Genomic DNA, 18,173 nt, shown 5'->3' on the forward strand with positions numbered 1-18,173 from the left:
GACGGGGCCACGGTGCGGCGCGGGTGACCGGGCAGACTGATCACGTGTCAGACGTCTGGTCCGCGCCGCACCACCCGGCTCCCGTCGACGCCGTCGTCACGCTGCCCGGCTCCAAGTCCCTCACCGCGCGGGCGCTCGTGCTGGCCGCCCTGGCCGACGGCCCCAGCCGGCTGGTCCGCCCGCTGCGCGCCCGGGACACCGACCTGATGGCGGCGGCGTTGCGGGCACTGGGGGTGCGGGTCGACGAGGACGGCGAGGACTGGCTGGTCACCCCGGGCGGGCTGCGGGGGCCGGTGACGGTCGACGCAGGCCTGGCCGGCACCATCCTGCGGTTCCTGCCGCCGGTGGCCGCCCTCGCCGACGGCGACGTGACGGTCGACGGCGATCCGCGGCTGCGTGAGCGCCCCAACGCCGGGCTGATCGGCGCCCTGCGGGCACTCGGGGTCGAGGTCGACGACGACGGCCGGGGCCGGGCACCGTTCACCGTGCACGGCACGGGGCGGGTGCGGGGGGGCGCGGTCACCGTGGACGCGAGCGAGTCCTCGCAGATCGTCTCCGGGCTGCTGCTCGCCGCGGCCCGGTTCGACGAGGGCATCGACCTGGCCCTGACCGGCGGGGTGCCGTCGATGCCGCACGTCGAGATGACGGTGACGACCCTGCGCGAGCACGGCGTCGACGTCACCGGCACCGGGAGCGGCTGGCGGGTGGTCCCCGGGCCGGTCGCGGCGCTGGACCGCGTCGTCGAGCCCGACCTCTCCAACGCCGCCCCGTTCCTCGCCGCCGCGCTGGTGACCGGCGGGCGGGTGACGGTGCGCGACTGGCCGGCGGTGACCACCCAGCCGGGCGCGCAGCTGGACCGGCTGCTGGCCGCCATGGGCGCCTCCGTCGAGCGGACCCCCGACGGCGCGCTGCGGGTCACCGGCGGGGCGGGCGTCCGCCCGCTCGTGGCCGACCTCGGCGAGGTGGGCGAGCTGACGCCGGTGCTGGCCGCGCTGTGCGCCCTGGCCGACGGCCCCTCCCGGCTGACCGGGATCGCCCACCTGCGCGGGCACGAGACCGACCGGCTGCAGGCGCTCGACGAGGTGCTCACCGCCGTCGGCGCCCGGGTGCGGCAGCTGCCCGACGGGCTGGAGATCGCGCCCGGCCCGCAGCGGCCGGCCCTGCTGGACTCCTACGCCGACCACCGCATGGTCATGGCGGCCGCCGTCCTCGGCCTGGCCGTCGAGGGGGTCCGGGTGGCCGACCCGGGCGCGGTCACCAAGACGCTGCCCGATTTCCGCGAGCGGTGGTCGAGGCTGCTGGGCGGGCCGGGCGGAGCCCTCTCGTGAGCGCGCAGCGCGGCGCCCGGCGCATGGACGAGGACGACGTCCGGGTCCGGCCGAGCCGCCGTGGCTCCCGCCCCCGCACGCGTACCCGCCCGACGCACGCCGACGCCGTGCCCGGTCTGGTGATCGCCGTGGACCGCGGACGCATGACGGTGCGGGTCGACGGGCCCGACGGCGCCGTCGACGTGACCACCATGCGCGCCCGCGAGCTCGGCAAGCACGGCGTCGTCGTCGGTGACCGCGTGCGGGTGGTCGGCGACACCAGCGGCCGCACCGACAGCCTTGCCCGCATCGTCGCGATCGAGGAGCGCACGACCTCGCTGCGGCGCACCGCCGACGACACCGACCCGACCGAGCGCGTGGTGGTGGCCAACGCCGACCTGCTCGTCATCGTCACCTCGGTCACCGACCCCGAGCCGGCGCTGGGCTTCCTCGACCGCTGCCTGGTCGCCGCGTACGCCGGCGGGCTCGAGCCGCTGCTGTGCCTCACCAAGACCGACCTGGCGTCACCGCAGCCGCTGCTGGACCGCTACGCCGGGCTGAGCCTGGACGCCGTCCCGATGTCGCTGGAGCTGCCGCTGGACGACCTGACCGAACGGCTGCGGGACCGGATGAGCGTGTTCGTCGGGCAGTCCGGCGTCGGCAAGTCGACGCTGGTCAACCGGCTGGTGCCCGACGCCTTTCGCGCCACCGGCGACGTGAGCAAGATCGGCAAGGGCCGGCACACGTCGTCGTCGGCCGTGCTCTTCGACCTCCCCGGCGGGGGCACCGTCATCGACACCCCCGGCATCCGGTCCTTCGGCCTGGCGCACGTCACCGCCGACGACGTCCTGGCCGCCTTCGAGGACATCGCCGAGGCCGCCACCGAGTGCCCACCGGGCTGCGGGCACACCGCCGAGGACCCCGAGTGCGCGCTCGACGCCTGGGCCGCCGCGGGACCGCCGGCCCGGGAGCAGCAGCTGGCCGCCCTGCGCGTCCTGCTGGGTGCGGTGGGCCAGGTCGGCCCCGGTTACTGACGGCGGAACCAGCTCCGCCGCGGCTCGGTGAACAGGTCGTCGGCCATCGGCTCGTCGACCGCCTCGATCTGCAGGTCGTGGCCCTGACCCGCCACGTCGCCCCCGAGGGCCTCGGTCAGCACGCAGGCACCGGTCTGCAGGTCCAGGCGGACCCGGTGCGCCTCGGGGTAGGTGGCCAGCACCTGCTGGGGGTGGTCCCGGTACTCGACGACGTCCACGTCCCGCGAGCGGAGCAGCGAGCAGCACCCGCAGCGCGGCTCGTAGGCCGGCGTCACCCGGGCGACGGCCTCCCACGCCGGGCGTCCGCCGTGCTCGGTCGTGACCACCGTGTCCACCAGCAGGGGCGGCTCGCCGGGCTCCGCATCCGTGTGCGAGTCGGCGAGCTCGGCCGGGTCCAGCATCGCGATCCAGAAGTAGTTCTCGTACATCGGGTCGTCGTGGAGCACTCCCCACGGCCGCTCCGCCACCAGACCGTCGGCCCGCCACACCGGTGCGGCAGCGGGCACGGTCAGGCGCGAATCACGGCCGGCCTGCAGCACCGCGCCGTCGAGGTCCTCCACCCGCAGGGAGTCGGGCCGGCGCAGCCACGCCCGCACGGGCGTGGCCCGCCACGGGTCGCCCGGCCAGGACACCGTGAAGCGGAGCGTCGTCCACCGCCACGGCGAGGAACGCGCGAGGGCGGCGAAGGCATCGGCGGACGGGGTCGGGGCCACGCCGGCAGTCTGCGGGGGCCGGCAGCGGGTCGTCGAACGGATTCGTCGACAGGTCGACACGTCGATGAGGTGACTCAGACCTCCACGTAGCCGCCGCTGCGCCAGTAGACCCCCGCATCGCGGCTGAGCAGGCCCTCGTCGACCAGGTAGCGGCGCAGCGCGGCGACGTCGGGGTGCCAGACCGCCAGCAGCGCGTTCACCTCGCGCTCGGGGTAGCGGACGCCGGGCTCGAACACGCGCACCAGGTGGTCGAGGACCACCAGCCGCTTGCTGCGCTGGGCGGGGATCGATGTCAGCCGGCCGTCGCGGACGAACGCGGTGAGGACGGCGTCGGCAGCGGGGTCGTCCGACAGCGGCTCCGGTGGCGGCGCGGCCTCCGCCGCGGCGCGGGCGGCTGCCCCGAACCGCTCGGTGCGCAGCGCCAGGGAGTGCCCGTCGCGGGCGACGAGCCCTCCGCGGGCCAGCCGCCGGGCGGCGAGCGCGACCTCCTTCAACGACAGCCCCGACGCCGCGGCCACCTCCTCGATGGTCGTGGCGCCCAGCGCCAGCGCGGCCACGACCTTCAGCCGCACCGGGTCGGCGAGCAGCCCCGCGATCGTCGCTGCGTCCACGCACCCGACGGTATCCGTGCATCGGTGCCCGGGTGCGGGGTAGGACCCCGACCATGGTCAGCCCCATCGACATCCAGAAGGCCCTGTCCGGCATGGACTACCCCGCGGGCAAGGACGACATCGTCAAGCACGCCGAGCAGCACGGTGGCGACAAGGATGTCCTCGACGCGCTGAGGAACATCGAGGACCGCGAGTACGAGGGCCCGAGCGGGGTCAGTTCCGCCGTCTTCGACTGACTCCCCGCTAGGTTGGGTGCCCATGACGTCGGGTCGGGGCTTCTCAGAGGACATGCGGCTGGCACACGTGCTGGCCGACCAGGCCGACTCGATCAGCATGGAGCGGTTCAAGGCGCAGGACCTGACGGTCGACACCAAGCCCGACCTGACCCCGGTCACCGACGCCGACCGGGCGGTCGAGGAGATGCTGCGCATCACGCTGAGCCGGGCACGCACCCGCGACGCGGTGCTGGGCGAGGAGTTCGGCACGACCGGCCACGGGTCCCGCCGCTGGGTGCTCGACCCCATCGACGGCACGAAGAACTTCGTCCGCGGCGTGCCGGTGTGGGCCACGCTGATCGCGCTGTTCGACGGCGACGAACCGGTCGTCGGGCTGGTCTCGGCGCCGGCGCTGAACCGGCGGTGGTGGGCGGCGAAGGACGTCGGCGCCTGGACCGGACGCCGGCTGGAGTCGGCCACCCGCTGCCGCGTGTCGGAGGTCGCCCGGCTCGGTGACGCCAGCCTCAGCTACTCCAGCCTCTCGGGCTGGGAGGAGCGGGGGCAGCTCGACGGCTTCCTCGACCTCACCCGCTCGGTGTGGCGCACGCGTGCCTACGGCGATTTCTGGAGCTACGTCCTCCTGGCCGAGGGGGCGGTGGACATCGCCTGCGAGCCGGAGGTCTCGATCTGGGACCTCGCCGCGCTGGACGTGATCGTGCGCGAGGCCGGCGGCCGGTTCACCGACGTCTCCGGCGCTCCGGGCCCGGCCGGCGGGAGCGCCCTGGCGACCAACGGCAAGCTGCACGACGCCGCCCTGGAGCGGCTGGGGGCGGGCGAGACGGTCCACCCGCTGACCTCCGCCCCGCCGGTCCCGCCCTCCTGATCAGCTCCACTGATCAGCACCGCGACGGATCGACCACCGGCCCGGCCTCGCGCACCGGGACGACGTCCACCCCGACACCGCGCGCGGCCAGCAGCGCCGCACCGACGGCCGAGGCGCTGCGCAGGTGCACGACCTGGACCGGGCGCCGCAGGGCGTCGGCGAGCAGCTGCGGCACCGGAGCGGACCGCACCCCGCCACCGGTGAGCACCACCGGGACGTCGTCGTCGGGTGGCTCGAGCAGCCCCGTCGCGGCGGCCACCGCCCCGACGACGCCCTCCACCGCCGCACGCGCCAGGTGCGCCCGGCTGGTTCCCGGGTGCAGCCCGTCCCAGCCGGCGCGGTCCTCCGGTCCGGCGACCCCGCCCCGCTCGCCGGTGAGGAAGGGCCGGAAGACCGCTCCCCCGGCGTCGGGCACCGACGCGGCCGCCGCGAACAGCTCGGCCCAGGACAGGCCCAGGACACCGCACACCCAGGCCCAGGCCGAGCCGCCGTTCTGCAGGGCCGCCATCGCGTACCAGCCGCCCTGCGCGTCGGCGTAGCCGTGCACCAGGGGGTCCACCACCGGATGCGGCGACCAGCCCGGGCGCAGCACCTGCGCACCGGTGCCCAGGTTCACCTGCAGGCCGGTGTCCGTGCCCGCCGCCAGCAGGGCCAGCGGGGTGTCCGCCGCGCCGACGACGACCGGCACCTCCCCGACGGGCAGGGCAGCCGCGCCGACCAGCTCCGTGCCGGGGCGGACCATGGGGAGCAGCCGTGCCGGCACCCCGGCGGCAGCGGTCGCGGCACTCGACCACCCGTCCGCCGGGACGTCCCACAGCAGCGTGCCGGAGGCGTCGCTGCGGTCGGTGACCGGCGAGCCGCCGGGCACGAGCGCGGCCCGCAGCGCGTCCTTGGGCAGCAGGACGGCCGCCGCCCGCCCGAGCACCTCCCGCTCGTGCCGGGCCAGCCAGGCGAGCACCGGCCCGGTCATCCCGGGCACGAGCGGGTTGGCCAGCGCGGCCCGGTCGGCCGTGGCGAGCTGCCGCCAGCCGGCCAGCTCGTCGACCGCGCGGGTGTCCGGCCAGAGCACCGCCGGCCGCAGCGGCGCACCGGCGTCGTCCACCAGGACGGTGCCGTGCATCTGACCCGACAGCCCGAGCGCTCGCACCCGGGAACCCCGCAGGACCGGCGAGAGCTCGTCCAGGGCCGCGTCCAGGGCGCCCCGCCACACCGCCACGTCGATCTCGGCCCGGTCCGGCGCCGGCCGGTCGTACGCGTACGGGGACTCGGCCTCGGCCACGACGGCGCCGTCGTCGCGCAGCACGACCACCTTCAGCCCGCTGGTGCCGAGGTCCGCCCCGAGGAAGAGGCCCGTCCTCATCGGCTGCCGACGGTTCCCAGCGGGCCGGGGCCCGGCATGTCGGCGGCCGCGCTCACGCGGCCGGCTCCGGGCTGTCCCCGTAGGCGTAGCTGCTGTCCACGTACCGCCCGCCGACCGCAGCGCCCGGCGGCGCGATGGCGTCCAGCCGGGCGAGGTCGTCGTCGTCGAGCTGGACCCCGACGGCGGCGACGTTCTCCTCCAGGTAGCGCCGGCGCTTGGTCCCCGGGATGGGGACGACGTCGTGGCCCTGGGCCAGCACCCACGCCAGCGCCAGCTGACCGGGCGCCACGCCCTTCTCCGCGGCGAGCTCGCGGACGGCGTCCACCAGGCGCAGGTTGGCCGCGAACGCCTCCCCGGTGAAGCGGGGGTGGCCCCGCCGCCAGTCGTCGGCGTCGAAGTCCTCCGGGCCCCTGATCGCCCCGGTGAGGAACCCCCGGCCCAGCGGGCTGAACGGCACGATGCCGATGCCGTGCTCGCGGGCGACCCCCAGCACCTCTTCCTCCAGGTCGCGTGTCCACAGCGACCACTCGCTCTGGAGCGCGGCGATCGGGTGGACGGTGACGGCGCGCCGGATCGACGCCGCACTCGCCTCGGAGAGGCCCAGGTGACGGACCTTCCCCTCGGTCACCAGCCCGGCCATGGCACCGACGGTGTCCTCGATCGGCACCCGTGGGTCGACCCGGTGCTGGTAGTAGAGGTCGATCACCTCGACGCCCAGCCGGCGCAGGCTGGCCTCGGCGCAGGCCCGCACGTTCTCCGGCCGGCCGTCGATGGTCATCCCACCGTCCGGGCGGCGGGACAGCGAGAACTTGGTCGCCAGCTGCACCTCGTCCCGTCGCCCGGCGATCGCCTCGCCCACCAGCTGCTCGTTGTGGCCGCTGCCGTAGACGTCGGAGGTGTCGAGGAACGTCACGCCCAGCTCGAGGGCCCGGTGGATGGTCGCGATCGACTCGGCGCGGTCGGCCGGGCCGTACATCTGGCTCATCCCCATGCAGCCCAGGCCGACGCTGGAGACGGTCAGGCCGTTGCGGCCGAGCGTGCGGGTACCGACGGCAGGCGGCGTGGCGGCAGGCATGCCCGCATCCTCGTCCGGGCGTCGCGCCGTCCGCCACTGCTCAGGCGGCGTCCCGCACCCACCCCGACCCGGCAGCGGGAGGTCGCGGGCGGGCGGGCCCCAGCCGCGCGGACGGGACCGCGCCGGCGGGGCGGACCGTCCGCACCCGCGCACCGGCGGACCAGCGCCGGCAGGCACGGTCGGCGAGGCGCCACAGCGTGGGCAGCGTGAGGAGCACCAGCGCCCCGGCGGCCCACCCCGCCAGGACATCGCTGACCCAGTGGGTGCCCAGGTAGACCGTGGTGGCGCCGACCGTGACCGCGAGCACCGCCGCGACGACCGCCGCCAGGCGCCGGTGACGCGTGACGAGGTACGCGACGAGCCCCCACATGACGACGGCGTTGGCGGCGTGCCCCGACGGGAACACCATGCCGTCGGTGAAGACCTCGGCGGCCCCGGGCCGGAGCGCGGCCTCCTCGAGCTGCAACGGGCCGAGCCGCCCGAAGGCGATCTTGGCCGCGCCCACCGTGGCGTTGAGCAGCAGCGTCGCGGCAGCCACCACGAGCAGCGGGCGCGGATCGCGGTCCCGGAGGAACCGCACGGCCAGCCAGCCGCCCAGGACCACCAGGCAGACCATCCGCTGCCCGAGCAGGACCCAGTGCGACAGCAGCGGTTCCCACTCCGGCCAGCGGAGCGCGGGCTGCCAGCGGAGGGCCGCGGCATCCACCGCCACCAGGGGCGATCCGGTGCGGACGGCGACCGCCAGGGCGGCGTAGACGGCGACCAGCACCCCCGCCAGCAGGACCTTGCGGTACCGACGACCGGGGCGCGGCGAGGAGGGCGAGGACCCACCGCCGCCCGGGACCCCCACGGGTCCAGGCTAGGCGGGGCGGCCCGACCGCGCCCCGCGACGACGGCGGCGGCGGGCCGTTCGGCGCGTGCCCCCCACGACGCGCGTACCGAGGCACGTCTCCGCGCCCACGTCCTCACGCACCGTCGCCGGCCGCGGGGAGTTTCCGGGTGCGGGCCGGGGGTAGGCGGGCAGGGCGTCCGGGTGCTCCCACCGCGCTGCACCGGCGCCGGGGCCGCCGCCCGGGCCCGCGCGACGTCACCCGCGCGACCACCTGCCGGACGAACGTCCGAGGACGGACCGACCGAACCGGAGGATCCCATGAGCTCCCACCGCAGCCGGCCCGGCCTGCGCCGCACCGCCCGCGCCCTCGGCCTGGCCAGCACCGGCCTGGGCGTGGTGATGCTGCGCGACCCCGACGGCGTCGCCCGGCTCTCCGGGGTCGACGACTCCGCCACCGCCCGGTCGCTGATCCCCGCCGTGGGGGCCCGCGAGCTGGTGCACGCCGTCGGGTTGCTGGCCGGCCGGCCGGGCTGGGCCTGGACCCGCGTGGCCGGCGACGCGATGGACCTCACCGCTCTGGGCATCGCCCTGTCGCACCGCGAGGGCGACCGCCACCGGCGGCTCCGCAACGCCACGATCGCCGTCGCCGGGCTGGCCGCGCTCGACCTGCTCACGGCGGTGCGGTCGGCGCGGCAGGGCGGCCGCAGCGCCGCGCGGGAGCTGCTGCCCGCCTCCCCGCCCTGGACGAGCGCGATCGACGTCTCGGCGGCCGCCACGGTGAACAAGCCGCCGCAGGAGGTCTACGCCCGCTGGCACGACTTCTCCCGGCTGCCGGAGTTCATGGCCCACGTGCGCGAGGTCCGCCCCGCCGGCATCGGGCGCTGGCACTGGGTCGCCGAGGCACCGGGCCGGCGCACCGTGGCGTGGGACGCCGAGGTGGTCGAGGAGTCCCCGGGCGAGCGGATCCGCTGGCGGTCGCTGCCCGGGGCCGACATCGAGAACGCCGGCGTGGTCGAGTTCCGCCCCGCCCCCGGCGGCCAGGGCACCGAGGTGCGGGTCCGGCTGGCCTACGCGCAGCCGGCCGGGAAGCTGGGCAAGGCGGTCGCGAAGCTCTTCGGCGAGGCCCCCGACCAGCAGATCCGCGACGACCTCGCCCGCTTCAAGCAGATCCTCGAGACCGGGCAGGTGGTCCGCTCCGAGGGCACGCCCGAGGGCCCGCTGGCCCGCCGGATGGCCAAGCAGCAGCCCGCCGCACCCCGCTCCTGATCCCGCCCCGTCTCCGGAAGGACACCCCCGTGCGCGCCACCCAGTGGATGGGCAAGAACCACGTCGAGGTCAACGAGGTCCCCGACCCGCAGCTCCTCAACGACCGGGACGCGATCGTGAAGGTGACCTCCACCGCCATCTGCGGCTCCGACCTGCACCTCTACGACGGCTTCATCCCGACGATGAAGAAAGGCGACATCCTCGGCCACGAGTTCATGGGCGAGATCGTCGAGGTCGGCAAGGGCGTGTCGAACCTCCGGGTCGGCGACCGGGTCGTCGTCCCGTTCCCCATCGCCTGCGGCGCCTGCAATGCCTGCGAGCGCGGGCTCTTCTCCGTCTGCGAGAACTCGAACCCGAACGCCGGGATGGCCGAGAAGCTGTGGGGCCACTCCCCCTGCGGGATCTACGGCTACTCCCACCTGGTCGGCGGGTACCCCGGCGGCCAGGCCGAGTACGCCCGCGTGCCGTTCGCCGACGTCGGTCCGCTGAAGGTCGAGGACGACCTGACCGACGAGCAGGTGCTGTTCCTGACCGACATCTTCCCGACCGGCTACATGGGCGCGGAGATGTGCGACATCTCCGGCGGCGACGTCGTCGCGGTCTGGGGCGCCGGGCCGGTCGGGTTGTTCGCGGTCGCGAGCGCGAAGATGCTCGGGGCCGAGCGGATCATCGCCATCGACCGGTTCGACTACCGGCTGGCGAAGGCGCGGGAGGCGGGCGCCACCGATGTCCTCAACTACGAGGAGGTCGACGTCCTCGACGCGCTCAACGAGCTCACCGCGGGCCGCGGACCCGACGGGTGCATCGACGCCGCCGGGCTGGAGGCCACCCACCCGACCGCCGTGGTGGACGCCTACGACCGGGCCAAGACCGCGGTCATGGCCGAGACCGAACGGCCGCACGCGCTGCGCGAGGCGATCATGGCCTGCCGCAACGGCGGCACCGTCTCGATCATCGGCGTCTACGGCGGGCTCATGGACAAGTTCCCGGTCGGCTCGCTGATGAACCGGTCGCTGACCGTGCGGACCGGCCAGGCGCACGTCCACCGCTACCTGAAGCCGCTCTACGAGAAGATCCGCGACGGCGAGATCGACCCGACGTTCCTGATCTCCCACACGCTGCCGCTGGAGCAGGCGCCGCAGGGCTACCGGATGTTCCGGGACAAGGAGGACGACTGCACCAAGGTCGTCCTCAAGCCCTGACCGTCCATCTGCTGAGATGATCACGACCGGGCACGGCGACGGAGCCGCGCCCTGGTGGAAGGAGGGCGCCACCGTGCAGTACGCCGAGTCCGTCGTCGACCTGGTCGGCAACACCCCGCTGGTCAAGCTGTCGTCGGTGACCCGCCACCTGGGACCCGACGCGCCGCTGGTGCTGGCCAAGGTCGAGTACCTCAACCCCGGCGGCTCGGTGAAGGACCGGATCGCCGTGCGCATGGTCGACGCGGCGGAGGCCGACGGCCTGCTGAAGCCGGGCGGGACGATCGTCGAGCCGACCAGCGGCAACACCGGCATCGGCCTGGCCCTGGTCGCCCAGCAGCGGGGCTACCGCTGCATCTTCGTCTGCCCCGACAAGGTCGGGCAGGAGAAGATCAACGTGCTCAAGGCCTACGGCGCCGAGGTGGTCGTCTGCCCGACCGCCGTGGACCCGGCCGACCCGCGGTCGTACTACTCGGTCTCCGACCGGCTCAGCCGGGAGACCCCCGGCGCGTGGAAGCCCGACCAGTACTCCAACCCCAACAACCCGCGCTCGCACTACGAGACGACCGGCCCGGAGATCTGGGCGCAGACCGAGGGCCGGATCACCCACTTCGTCACCGGCGCGGGGACCGGCGGGACGATCAGCGGCGTCGGCCGCTACCTCAAGGAGGCCTCCGGCGGCCGGGTGCAGATCATCGGCGCCGACCCCGAGGGCTCGGTGTACTCCGGCGGCACCGGCCGCCCCTACCTCGTCGAGGGCGTCGGCGAGGACTTCTGGCCGACGACCTACGACCCGGCCGTCGCCGACGAGATCGTCGCGGTCTCCGACGGCGACTCCTTCGCCATGACCCGCCGGCTGGCCCGCGAGGAGGGGCTGCTGGTCGGCGGCTCCTGCGGGATGGCGGTGGTGGCGGCGCTGCGCGTGGCCGAGCGCCTGACGAAGGACGACGTCCTGGTCGTGCTTCTGCCCGACGGCGGCCGCGGCTACCTGAACAAGATCTTCAACGACGCGTGGATGGCCGACTACGGCTTCGTCGAGGCCACCGGCGGCGAGACCGTCGGCGAGCTGCTGCACACCAAGTCCGGCGAGACGCCGACCCTGGTGCACACCCACCCGAACGAGACCGTGCGCGACGCCATCGACATCCTCCGCGAGTACGGGGTCAGCCAGCTGCCGGTGGTCCGGGCGGAGCCACCGGTCACCGCCGGGGAGGTGGTCGGCTCGATCGACGAGAAGACGCTGCTGGACGCGCTCTTCGCCGGCCGGGCCTCGCTCGCCGACCGGGTGGAGAAGCACATGTCGCCCCCGCTGCCGATCGTCGGCTCCGGGGAGGCGGTCAGCGCCGCCGTCGCCCAGCTCGGCTCGGCGGACGCGCTGCTGGTGCACGTCGACGGCAAACCGGCCGGTGTGGTCACCCGGCAGGACGTGCTCGGGCACCTGGCCGGCATCACGCCTACGGTCGGCGCATGAGCGAGCTCCCGGGCTTCAACACCCGCGCCATCCACGCCGGGCAGGACCCCGACCCGGCCACCGGCGCGGTCATCCCCCCGCTGCACCTCACCACCACCTACAAGCAGGACGGCGTCGGCGGGCTGCGCGGGGGCTACGAGTACAGCCGCAGCGGCAACCCGACCCGCGACACGCTGCACGCCGCACTGGCCGCGCTGGAGGAGGGCACGACGGCGCTGGCGTTCGCGTCGGGGCTCGCCGCCGAGGACACCCTGCTGCGCACCACCTGCCGGGCCGGCGACCACGTCGTCCTGGGTGGCGACGCGTACGGCGGCACGTTCCGGCTGATCTCCCGGGTGCTGTCGGAGTGGGGCCTGGAGTACACGCCGGTCGACCTGGCCGACGCCGACGCGCTGCGGGCAGCGGTCCGCCCGACCACGCGGGTCGTCTGGTGCGAGACGCCCAGCAACCCGCTGCTCAACATCACCGACATCGAGGCGACGGCGACGATCGCGCACGAGGCCGGCGCGCTGCTCGTCGTCGACAACACCTTCGCCTCGCCCTACCTGCAGCGGCCGCTGACGCTCGGTGCCGACGTCGTCGTGCACTCGACGACGAAGTACCTGGGCGGCCACTCCGACGTCGTCGGGGGCGCGCTCATCACCCGGGACTCCGCGCTCGGCGAGAAGCTGACCTACAACCACAACGCGATGGGTGCGGTCGCGAGCCCCTTCGACTCGTGGATGGTGCTCCGGAGCCTCAAGACGCTCGGCGTCCGGATGGACCGGCACTGCGCCAACGCTGCCCGGATCGCGGAGTTCCTCGCCGACCGGCCCGAGGTCACCTCCGTGCTCTACCCGGGCCTGCCAAACCACCCGGGCCACGAGATCGCAGCGAAGCAGATGTCCGGCTTCGGCGGGATGATCTCGTTCCGGCTCCGCGACGGCGAGGACGCGGCGCTGACGGTGTGCGAGCGGACGAAGCTCTTCACGCTGGCGGAGTCGCTCGGCGGGGTCGAGTCGCTGATCGAGCACCCGGGCCGGATGACCCACGCCAGCGCCGCCGGCTCGCCGCTGGAGGTGCCCGCCGACCTCGTGCGACTCTCGGTCGGTATCGAGGACGTCGACGACCTGCTCGCCGACCTCGGGCAGGCCATGACCTCGTGACCCTCCGGATCACACCGCGGCCACGTGCCGTCCCCCGCTCGCGCTGAGCCGCTGCGTCGTTCCTCGCGGGAGCCTCCGGCCCCCACTCGTCACGACCGGCATTCACCTCGGGAGGGTCAGGATCCTCGGCCCGTCCTCGGTGACGGCGACCGTGTGCTCGACGTGCGCGGCGCGGCTGCCGTCGGCGCTGCGCAGGGTCCAGCCGTCGGCGTCCACCCGGTAGTCGTCGCTGCCGCCGGCGAGGAACCACGGCTCGATGGCGATCACCAGCCCCGGACGCAGCGGCACCCCCCGCCCGGCGCGGCCCTCGTTGGGCACGGACGGCGCCTCGTGCATGGAGCGCCCGACCCCGTGGCCGCCCTGGTCGGTGTTGATCCCGCAGCCCCCGGCCCTCCCGACGGCCCCGATGGCGGCGGAGATGTCGCCGACCCGGTTGCCGACGACGGCCGCCGCGATGCCCGCGGCGAGCGCGCGCTCGGTGGTGGCCACGAGTTCGAGGTCCTCGGGCCGCGGGGTGCCCACCGGGAAGGTGATGGCCGCGTCCCCGACCCAACCGTCCAGGACGGCGCCGGCGTCCACGCTCAACAGGTCGCCGTCCTCCAGCACCTGCGGTGTCGGGATCCCGTGCAGGGCCACGTCGTTCACCGACAGGCAGACGACGCCGGGGAACGGCGGGGTGGTGGACAGCGGCGCGTAGCCGAGGAACGGCGAAGTGGCGCCGGCGTCGGCCAGGACGTCGCGGGCGACGGCGTCCAGCTGGCTCAGCCGCACGCCCGGCGCGGCGAGCGCCCGCACCGCCGCGTGCATGTCGGCGACGACCGCGCCGGCGGCCCGCATGGCATCCAGCTCACCGGGGGTGCGCAGCTCGATCAACGGTTCTCCTCGTGCGGGTCGGCCGTCAGCACCGTCGTGTAGTGCTCGACGACGGGGAACGGGTCGTAGAAGGGGTGCAGCAGCGCCCGCCACTCCTGGTAGGCCGGCGAGCCGCGGAACCCCTCGGTGTGGTCCTCGAGACGGTCCCACTCCACCAGCAGCAGGTAGCCGGTACCCCGTTCCAGGCAGCGGGACAGCCGCAACCCCCGGAACCCGGGGATCGACGCGATGAGGTGCCGGGCCCGCGCGAACGCGGCCTCGAACGCCGCCTGCTCGCCGTCCCGGACGGTCAACGGTGCATGTTCGAGGACCACGGCGGCACGGTACGGGAGGCAGGTGCTCCCCCCTCGCGTCAGCGTCGTCATCGCCACCCGGGACCGCCGCGAGTCGCTGCTGCGGTCGCTCGGCCGGCTGGACCGCGACGGGGTGCCGGTCGTGGTCGTGGACAACGCGTCGACCGACGGCACGGCGCAGGCGGTGCGCGAGCTGCACCCCGCCGTGCAGGTGGTCGAGCTGCCCGTGAACCGCGGGGCGGTGGCGCGCACCACCGGCGGCGAGCGGGTCGCCACGCCCTACGTCGCGTTCGCCGATGACGACTCGTGGTGGGCGCCCGGTGCCCTCGACCGGGCGGCGGACCTGCTGGACGCCCACCCCGGCGTCGCCGTCGTCGCGGCGCAGGTCCGGATGGCCGCCGACGGGTCGGTCGACGCGGTCACGCGCAAGCACCGGGCCGCCGTGCTGGGCACGACGCCGGGCGCCCCCGGCCCCGACGTGCTCAGCTACCCGGCGTTCGCCACCGTGGTCCGCCGCGACGCGTACCTGTCGGTCGGCGGCTTCTCGCCGCTGCTGTTCTTCGGCGGGGAGGAGCACCTGCTGGCGCTCGACCTCGCCGCGGCCGGGTGGCAGCAGGTCTACGCCGACGACGTCGTCGCCTGGCACGACCCCGCCGGGCCGGCCACCGTGTCCGCTGATCGCTGGGCGCTGCAGACGCGCAACGACCTGCTGGTGGACTGGCTGCGCCGGCCGCTCCCGGTGGCGCTGGCCGCCACCGCCCGGCTGGCCCGGCGGGCGGTGACCGAGCCGGCCGCCCGGCGAGCGCTCCTGGGGTGGGTGCGCCGGCTACCGGCCGTGCTGCGCCGACGCCGACCGGTCCCTCCGGCCGTCGAGCGCCGGTTCAGCCGTGCGCAGCGCCCGCTGGACGCCCCAGCTGCGCGCTGAACCACCGCCGCGCCTCCTCGATCCCGGCGGCCCCCCGGAGGCGCGACCGGGTCACCGCGTCGGCGAGGTCACCGGACAGGCAACGGGCGAGCGCCTCGTCCAGGGACTCGGCGGTGACCTCCTCCGCGTCCAGCACCAGCGGCCAGTCCAGTGCCCGCGCCTGCCCGGTCACCTTGGCGCCGCCAGCGATCGGGTCGCAGGCGATGACCGGGCGGTCGTTCTTGAGACCGAGGACCAGGCCGTGCAGCCGCATGCTCACGACGGCGTCCGCACGCCGGAGCAGCGCCTCGACCTGCGCCGGTCGCCGCGGGTGGGGCTTGTCGAAGAGGTCGGTGTCGATGGGGAACCAGGGCAGGGCGCGCGCAGCCAGCCACTCCTCGATCACGCCGCGGACGCGGTCGGCCCGGCTGCGGTCGCCGTACTCGCCCTGCACGGGCGCGAACGCCACCGCCAGCACCGGCGCCTCCGGTGCCGGGCCCTCCACCGCGAGATCGGGCCGGGTGATGTCCGGGGCGTCCCGCTCCCAGACCTCGTCGAACATCGACCGCACGGCGTCGTCGACGACGGAGACGTTGACCGCCAGCCGCCGGGCGGTGGCGAAGGTCGCCGTCAGCTCCCGGAGCGGAGCGAGGTCCCTCCCGACCGGTCCCGTGGTGAAGACCAGGTGCGTGTAGTCCGCCGGGTCGACATCGCGCCAGTGCACGCCCCGCCCCAGGTAGGGCGCCCACGCCACGTCGTGGTCGATGCCCAGCTCGGTCAGCCACCCGGCGACGGCGTCGGCCCCCAGTTCGTCGCCGACGGTGGCGATCACCTCGTCGAAGCTGAACCATCCCGCCACCAGAACACGCACGACGTCCAGCCTCGCAGCCGGACGTCGCCCGGGCATCCGGAGGAAAGGAGATCCTCGCCCCCGTCCCGCGCCTCAGCGGTCGGTGTCGGCCACCAGGTCGGCGTAGTCGGGGTGCCGCTCGATCCAGCCGGCGACGAACGAGCAGCGCGGCACCACGGCACCGCCCCGCGAGCGCACCTCGTCGAGGGCGGCGCGGACGAGGGTGCTGCCCAGCCCGGACTGCCCGGCGTCGGGGTCGATCTCGGTGTGGGTGAACACGAGGGTGTCGCCGCGGCGCTCGTAGGCGGCCACGCCCAGCACGCGGTCGCCGTCGCGGATCTCGAACCGGTCGGACTCGGGGACGTCGGTGACGGTGGTCTCCATGTCAGCGGTCAACCGGCCGCGGTGGCCGGCTGTTCCTCGACCAGCTGCAGGGCGCGGGTCGGGCACTGCCGCACCGCCTCCTCGGCGTCGCGGAGCTCGCCGCCTTCCGGGTGCGGGCGCAGCACCGTCACCGTCCCCTCGTCGCCGACCTCGAAGAGGTCCGGCGCGAGGGCCTCGCAGGCGCCGGCGCCCACGCAGCGCTCCAGGTCTGCCGCCAGCCGGCTCATCAGCTCCCCGCCAGCCGGGCCGGGAGCCGCTTGAGCCCGTTGACGAACGAGGACCGCAGCCGGTCCGGCGGACCGGTGATCTCCAGGTCCGGCAGCTGCTCGAACACCCGGGCGAAGGTGATGGCCAGCTCGCGCCGGGCCAGGTGGGCGCCCAGGCAGAAGTGCGGCCCCTTCGACCCGAAGCCGACGTGCGGGTTGGGGTCGCGCCCCAGGTCGAAGCGGTGCGGCTCGGCGAACACCTCGGGGTCGCGGTTGGCGGCGGCGTAGAAGAGCAGGAACTTGTCACCGGCGGCGAACCGGTAGCCGTTGAGCTCCCCGTCGCGGGTCGCGGTACGGCGCATCCAGGTGATCGGGCTGGTCCAGCGCACGATCTCCTCGACGGCCGTGCGGGTGAGCCCCGGATCGGCGAGCCAGCGGGCCCGCTGGTCCGGGTGCTCCTGCAGCGCCAGCAGCCCCTGCGAGATGGCGTTGCGGGTGGTCTCGTTGCCCGCGACCAGCAGCAGGATGAAGAACGAGGCGATCTCCTGGTGGGTCAGGCGCTCGCCGTCGACGTCGGTGGTGACCAGGGCCGTGGTGAGGTCGTCGGTGGGCCGCGCCACCCGCTCGGCGGCCAGGCGCTCCATGAGCCCGGCCAGTTCGATGCCGGCCATGAGCACCCCGGTGAGCGGGTCCTCCTCGTTCTCCACGAGCTCCGGGTCACCGCCGGAGAGGATGACGTTGGACTTCGCCAGCACCATCGCCCGGTCCGCCTCGGGGATGCCCATCATGTCGCAGATGACCCGCAGCGGGATGGGTGCGGCGAGGTCGGCCACGACGTCGAACGTGCCGTCCCCCGCGGCCGCCTTCCGCCGCACCTCGGCCAGGACGTCGTCGACGATCCCGGCCACGGAGTCCACCACGCGCTCGAGCATCCGCGGGGTGAACGTCTTCGCCACGATCCGGCGGATCTTGGCGTGCCGCGGGTCGTCCATGCTGATCAGCGAGCCGTAGAACTCGTTCAGGTCAGCCGGGATGTCCTGGATGGAGACCGCGCCCTCCCCCGAGCAGAAGACGGCCGGCTGGCAGCTGATCGCCTCCAGGTCGGCGTAGCGGGTGACCGCGTGGTAGCCGGGACCGCTCGGCATGTTCGGGATCTCCGGCTCGGCGAAGAACGCGAACGGTCGCTCGGCCCGGAGCCGGTCGAAGACGGCGTGGCGCTCGGCCGGGGGGCGCAGCCAGAAGTCGCGGTCGGACAGGTCGATGCCGAGGTCGGCGGCGCCCGCCTTGCGCGAGGGCGGCACGGTTCCCGGTGCTGGTGCGGCGTCGACGGACACGAGCGGTCCTCCCTGGGCGGCGGTCGTGCCCCGCACGCTAGAGAGAATCGGGGTGACACACAACACACTCCCGCGGGATGCCCCGGGCCCGACGCACGGAGGCCCGGTCACCTGCGTGACCGGGCCTCCGTCGTGGTAGCGGGGACAGGATTCGAACCTGCGACCTCTGGGTTATGAGCCCAGCGAGCTACCGAGCTGCTCCACCCCGCGTCGGTGAT

Annotated in this window: 20 protein-coding genes and 1 tRNA gene; 9 read left to right on the forward strand and 12 right to left on the reverse strand. The window is 74.9% G+C overall.

Annotated elements, in window-relative coordinates; translation table 11 throughout:
- Positions 1-44 precede the first annotated feature (44 nt).
- Positions 45-1,328, forward strand: coding sequence for a 3-phosphoshikimate 1-carboxyvinyltransferase (gene aroA / locus ACI799_RS16570; protein WP_456589278.1), 1,284 nt, complete (start codon positions 45-47; stop codon positions 1,326-1,328).
- Positions 1,325-2,341 (forward strand): ribosome small subunit-dependent GTPase A, encoded by a 1,017-nt coding sequence (gene rsgA / locus ACI799_RS16575; protein ID WP_456589279.1) that lies wholly within the window; start codon positions 1,325-1,327, stop codon positions 2,339-2,341. The genes aroA and rsgA overlap by 4 nt, the downstream gene beginning before the upstream one ends.
- Here rsgA and ACI799_RS16580 read toward each other — a convergent pair.
- Positions 2,335-3,054: a hypothetical protein gene (locus tag ACI799_RS16580; RefSeq protein ID WP_456589280.1), complete on the reverse strand. Its 720-nt coding sequence runs from the start codon at positions 3,052-3,054 to the stop codon at positions 2,335-2,337. The two genes, rsgA and ACI799_RS16580, sit on opposite strands and share 7 nt — an antisense overlap.
- A gap of 74 nt (positions 3,055-3,128) precedes the next feature.
- Complete coding sequence (locus tag ACI799_RS16585) at positions 3,129-3,665, reverse strand: DUF2087 domain-containing protein (protein WP_456589281.1); 537 nt, start codon at positions 3,663-3,665, stop codon at positions 3,129-3,131.
- Positions 3,666-3,718: 53 nt separating this feature from the next.
- Between ACI799_RS16585 and ACI799_RS16590 the strand changes: the two genes are divergently transcribed.
- Positions 3,719-3,901 carry a DUF2795 domain-containing protein gene (locus ACI799_RS16590; protein ID WP_456589282.1) on the forward strand — a complete coding sequence of 61 codons (183 nt, stop codon included), beginning with the start codon at positions 3,719-3,721 and terminating at the stop codon, positions 3,899-3,901.
- 22 nt (positions 3,902-3,923) lie between these two features.
- The gene (gene hisN / locus ACI799_RS16595) at positions 3,924-4,763 is read left to right on the forward strand and encodes a histidinol-phosphatase (protein ID WP_456589283.1); all 840 of its coding nucleotides are present in this window, start codon (positions 3,924-3,926) and stop codon (positions 4,761-4,763) included.
- A gap of 13 nt (positions 4,764-4,776) precedes the next feature.
- Here the strand turns inward: hisN and ACI799_RS16600 are convergent, their stop codons facing one another.
- The 3 genes from ACI799_RS16600 to ACI799_RS16610 are packed head-to-tail and all read right to left on the reverse strand — an operon-like array spanning position 4,777 to position 8,048.
- Entirely contained in the window at positions 4,777-6,123 is a 1,347-nt protein-coding gene (locus tag ACI799_RS16600) for an FGGY family carbohydrate kinase (RefSeq protein ID WP_456613498.1), read from the reverse strand.
- A 52-nt stretch (positions 6,124-6,175) separates the two neighbouring features.
- Complete coding sequence (locus tag ACI799_RS16605; protein ID WP_456613499.1) at positions 6,176-7,198, reverse strand: aldo/keto reductase; 1,023 nt, start codon at positions 7,196-7,198, stop codon at positions 6,176-6,178.
- A gap of 40 nt (positions 7,199-7,238) precedes the next feature.
- Positions 7,239-8,048: a phosphatase PAP2 family protein gene (locus ACI799_RS16610; protein WP_456599531.1), complete on the reverse strand. Its 810-nt coding sequence runs from the start codon at positions 8,046-8,048 to the stop codon at positions 7,239-7,241.
- 300 nt (positions 8,049-8,348) lie between these two features.
- On the opposite strand from ACI799_RS16610, the gene ACI799_RS16615 reads away from it, so the two are divergent.
- From ACI799_RS16615 to ACI799_RS16630, 4 genes are read left to right on the forward strand one after another with little or no spacing between them, the layout of a single operon-like run.
- A complete protein-coding gene (locus ACI799_RS16615) occupies positions 8,349-9,296 on the forward strand; it encodes an SRPBCC family protein (RefSeq protein ID WP_456589287.1) in 948 nt (315 codons plus the stop codon).
- 29 nt (positions 9,297-9,325) lie between these two features.
- The gene (locus ACI799_RS16620; RefSeq protein ID WP_456613500.1) at positions 9,326-10,498 is read left to right on the forward strand and encodes a zinc-dependent alcohol dehydrogenase; all 1,173 of its coding nucleotides are present in this window, start codon (positions 9,326-9,328) and stop codon (positions 10,496-10,498) included.
- Positions 10,499-10,514: 16 nt separating this feature from the next.
- On the forward strand, positions 10,515-11,966 hold the full coding sequence (locus ACI799_RS16625) for a cystathionine beta-synthase (RefSeq protein WP_456589289.1): 1,452 nt from the start codon (positions 10,515-10,517) through the stop codon (positions 11,964-11,966).
- Entirely contained in the window at positions 11,963-13,111 is a 1,149-nt protein-coding gene (locus tag ACI799_RS16630; RefSeq protein ID WP_456613501.1) for a cystathionine gamma-synthase, read from the forward strand. The genes ACI799_RS16625 and ACI799_RS16630 overlap by 4 nt, the downstream gene beginning before the upstream one ends.
- 102 nt (positions 13,112-13,213) lie before the next feature.
- Here the strand turns inward: ACI799_RS16630 and map are convergent, their stop codons facing one another.
- Positions 13,214-13,984: a type I methionyl aminopeptidase gene (gene map, locus ACI799_RS16635; protein WP_456589291.1), complete on the reverse strand. Its 771-nt coding sequence runs from the start codon at positions 13,982-13,984 to the stop codon at positions 13,214-13,216.
- Positions 13,981-14,298 (reverse strand): antibiotic biosynthesis monooxygenase family protein, encoded by a 318-nt coding sequence (locus ACI799_RS16640; RefSeq protein ID WP_456589292.1) that lies wholly within the window; start codon positions 14,296-14,298, stop codon positions 13,981-13,983. The genes map and ACI799_RS16640 overlap by 4 nt, the downstream gene beginning before the upstream one ends.
- 22 nt (positions 14,299-14,320) lie before the next feature.
- On the opposite strand from ACI799_RS16640, the gene ACI799_RS16645 reads away from it, so the two are divergent.
- A complete protein-coding gene (locus ACI799_RS16645) occupies positions 14,321-15,202 on the forward strand; it encodes a glycosyltransferase family 2 protein (protein ID WP_456613502.1) in 882 nt (293 codons plus the stop codon).
- On the opposite strand, the gene ACI799_RS16650 is transcribed toward ACI799_RS16645, so the two are convergent.
- The 5 genes from ACI799_RS16650 to ACI799_RS16670 form a co-directional block, all read right to left on the reverse strand.
- A complete protein-coding gene (locus ACI799_RS16650) occupies positions 15,159-16,052 on the reverse strand; it encodes a polysaccharide pyruvyl transferase family protein (RefSeq protein ID WP_456589294.1) in 894 nt (297 codons plus the stop codon). The two genes, ACI799_RS16645 and ACI799_RS16650, sit on opposite strands and share 44 nt — an antisense overlap.
- Positions 16,053-16,124: 72 nt before the next feature.
- On the reverse strand, positions 16,125-16,415 hold the full coding sequence (locus ACI799_RS16655) for a GNAT family N-acetyltransferase (protein ID WP_456589295.1): 291 nt from the start codon (positions 16,413-16,415) through the stop codon (positions 16,125-16,127).
- 8 nt (positions 16,416-16,423) lie between these two features.
- Positions 16,424-16,642 carry a ferredoxin gene (locus tag ACI799_RS16660; protein WP_456589296.1) on the reverse strand — a complete coding sequence of 73 codons (219 nt, stop codon included), beginning with the start codon at positions 16,640-16,642 and terminating at the stop codon, positions 16,424-16,426.
- Positions 16,642-17,955: a cytochrome P450 gene (locus ACI799_RS16665; RefSeq protein WP_456589297.1), complete on the reverse strand. Its 1,314-nt coding sequence runs from the start codon at positions 17,953-17,955 to the stop codon at positions 16,642-16,644. Before ACI799_RS16665 ends, ACI799_RS16660 begins: the two co-directional genes overlap by 1 nt.
- 133 nt (positions 17,956-18,088) lie before the next feature.
- Positions 18,089-18,165, reverse strand: a tRNA-Met gene (locus ACI799_RS16670).
- Positions 18,166-18,173 lie beyond the last annotated feature (8 nt).

Source organism: Blastococcus sp. SYSU DS0753 (genome assembly GCF_054051175.1).

What these genes read in the sequence shown, in the direction of transcription:
- ACI799_RS16655 (WP_456589295.1), bottom strand. Translation starts at nt 16,415, where the DNA reads ATGGAGACCACCGTCACCGACGTCCCCGAGTCCGACCGGTTCGAGATC.
- ACI799_RS16605 (WP_456613499.1), bottom strand. Translation starts at nt 7,198, where the DNA reads ATGCCTGCCGCCACGCCGCCTGCCGTCGGTACCCGCACGCTCGGCCGC.
- ACI799_RS16660 (WP_456589296.1), bottom strand. Translation starts at nt 16,642, where the DNA reads ATGAGCCGGCTGGCGGCAGACCTGGAGCGCTGCGTGGGCGCCGGCGCC.
- ACI799_RS16630 (WP_456613501.1), top strand. Translation starts at nt 11,963, where the DNA reads ATGAGCGAGCTCCCGGGCTTCAACACCCGCGCCATCCACGCCGGGCAG.
- ACI799_RS16615 (WP_456589287.1), top strand. Translation starts at nt 8,349, where the DNA reads ATGAGCTCCCACCGCAGCCGGCCCGGCCTGCGCCGCACCGCCCGCGCC.
- ACI799_RS16600 (WP_456613498.1), bottom strand. Translation starts at nt 6,123, where the DNA reads ATGAGGACGGGCCTCTTCCTCGGGGCGGACCTCGGCACCAGCGGGCTG.
- ACI799_RS16625 (WP_456589289.1), top strand. Translation starts at nt 10,515, where the DNA reads ATGATCACGACCGGGCACGGCGACGGAGCCGCGCCCTGGTGGAAGGAG.
- ACI799_RS16590 (WP_456589282.1), top strand. Translation starts at nt 3,719, where the DNA reads ATGGTCAGCCCCATCGACATCCAGAAGGCCCTGTCCGGCATGGACTAC.
- hisN (WP_456589283.1), top strand. Translation starts at nt 3,924, where the DNA reads ATGACGTCGGGTCGGGGCTTCTCAGAGGACATGCGGCTGGCACACGTG.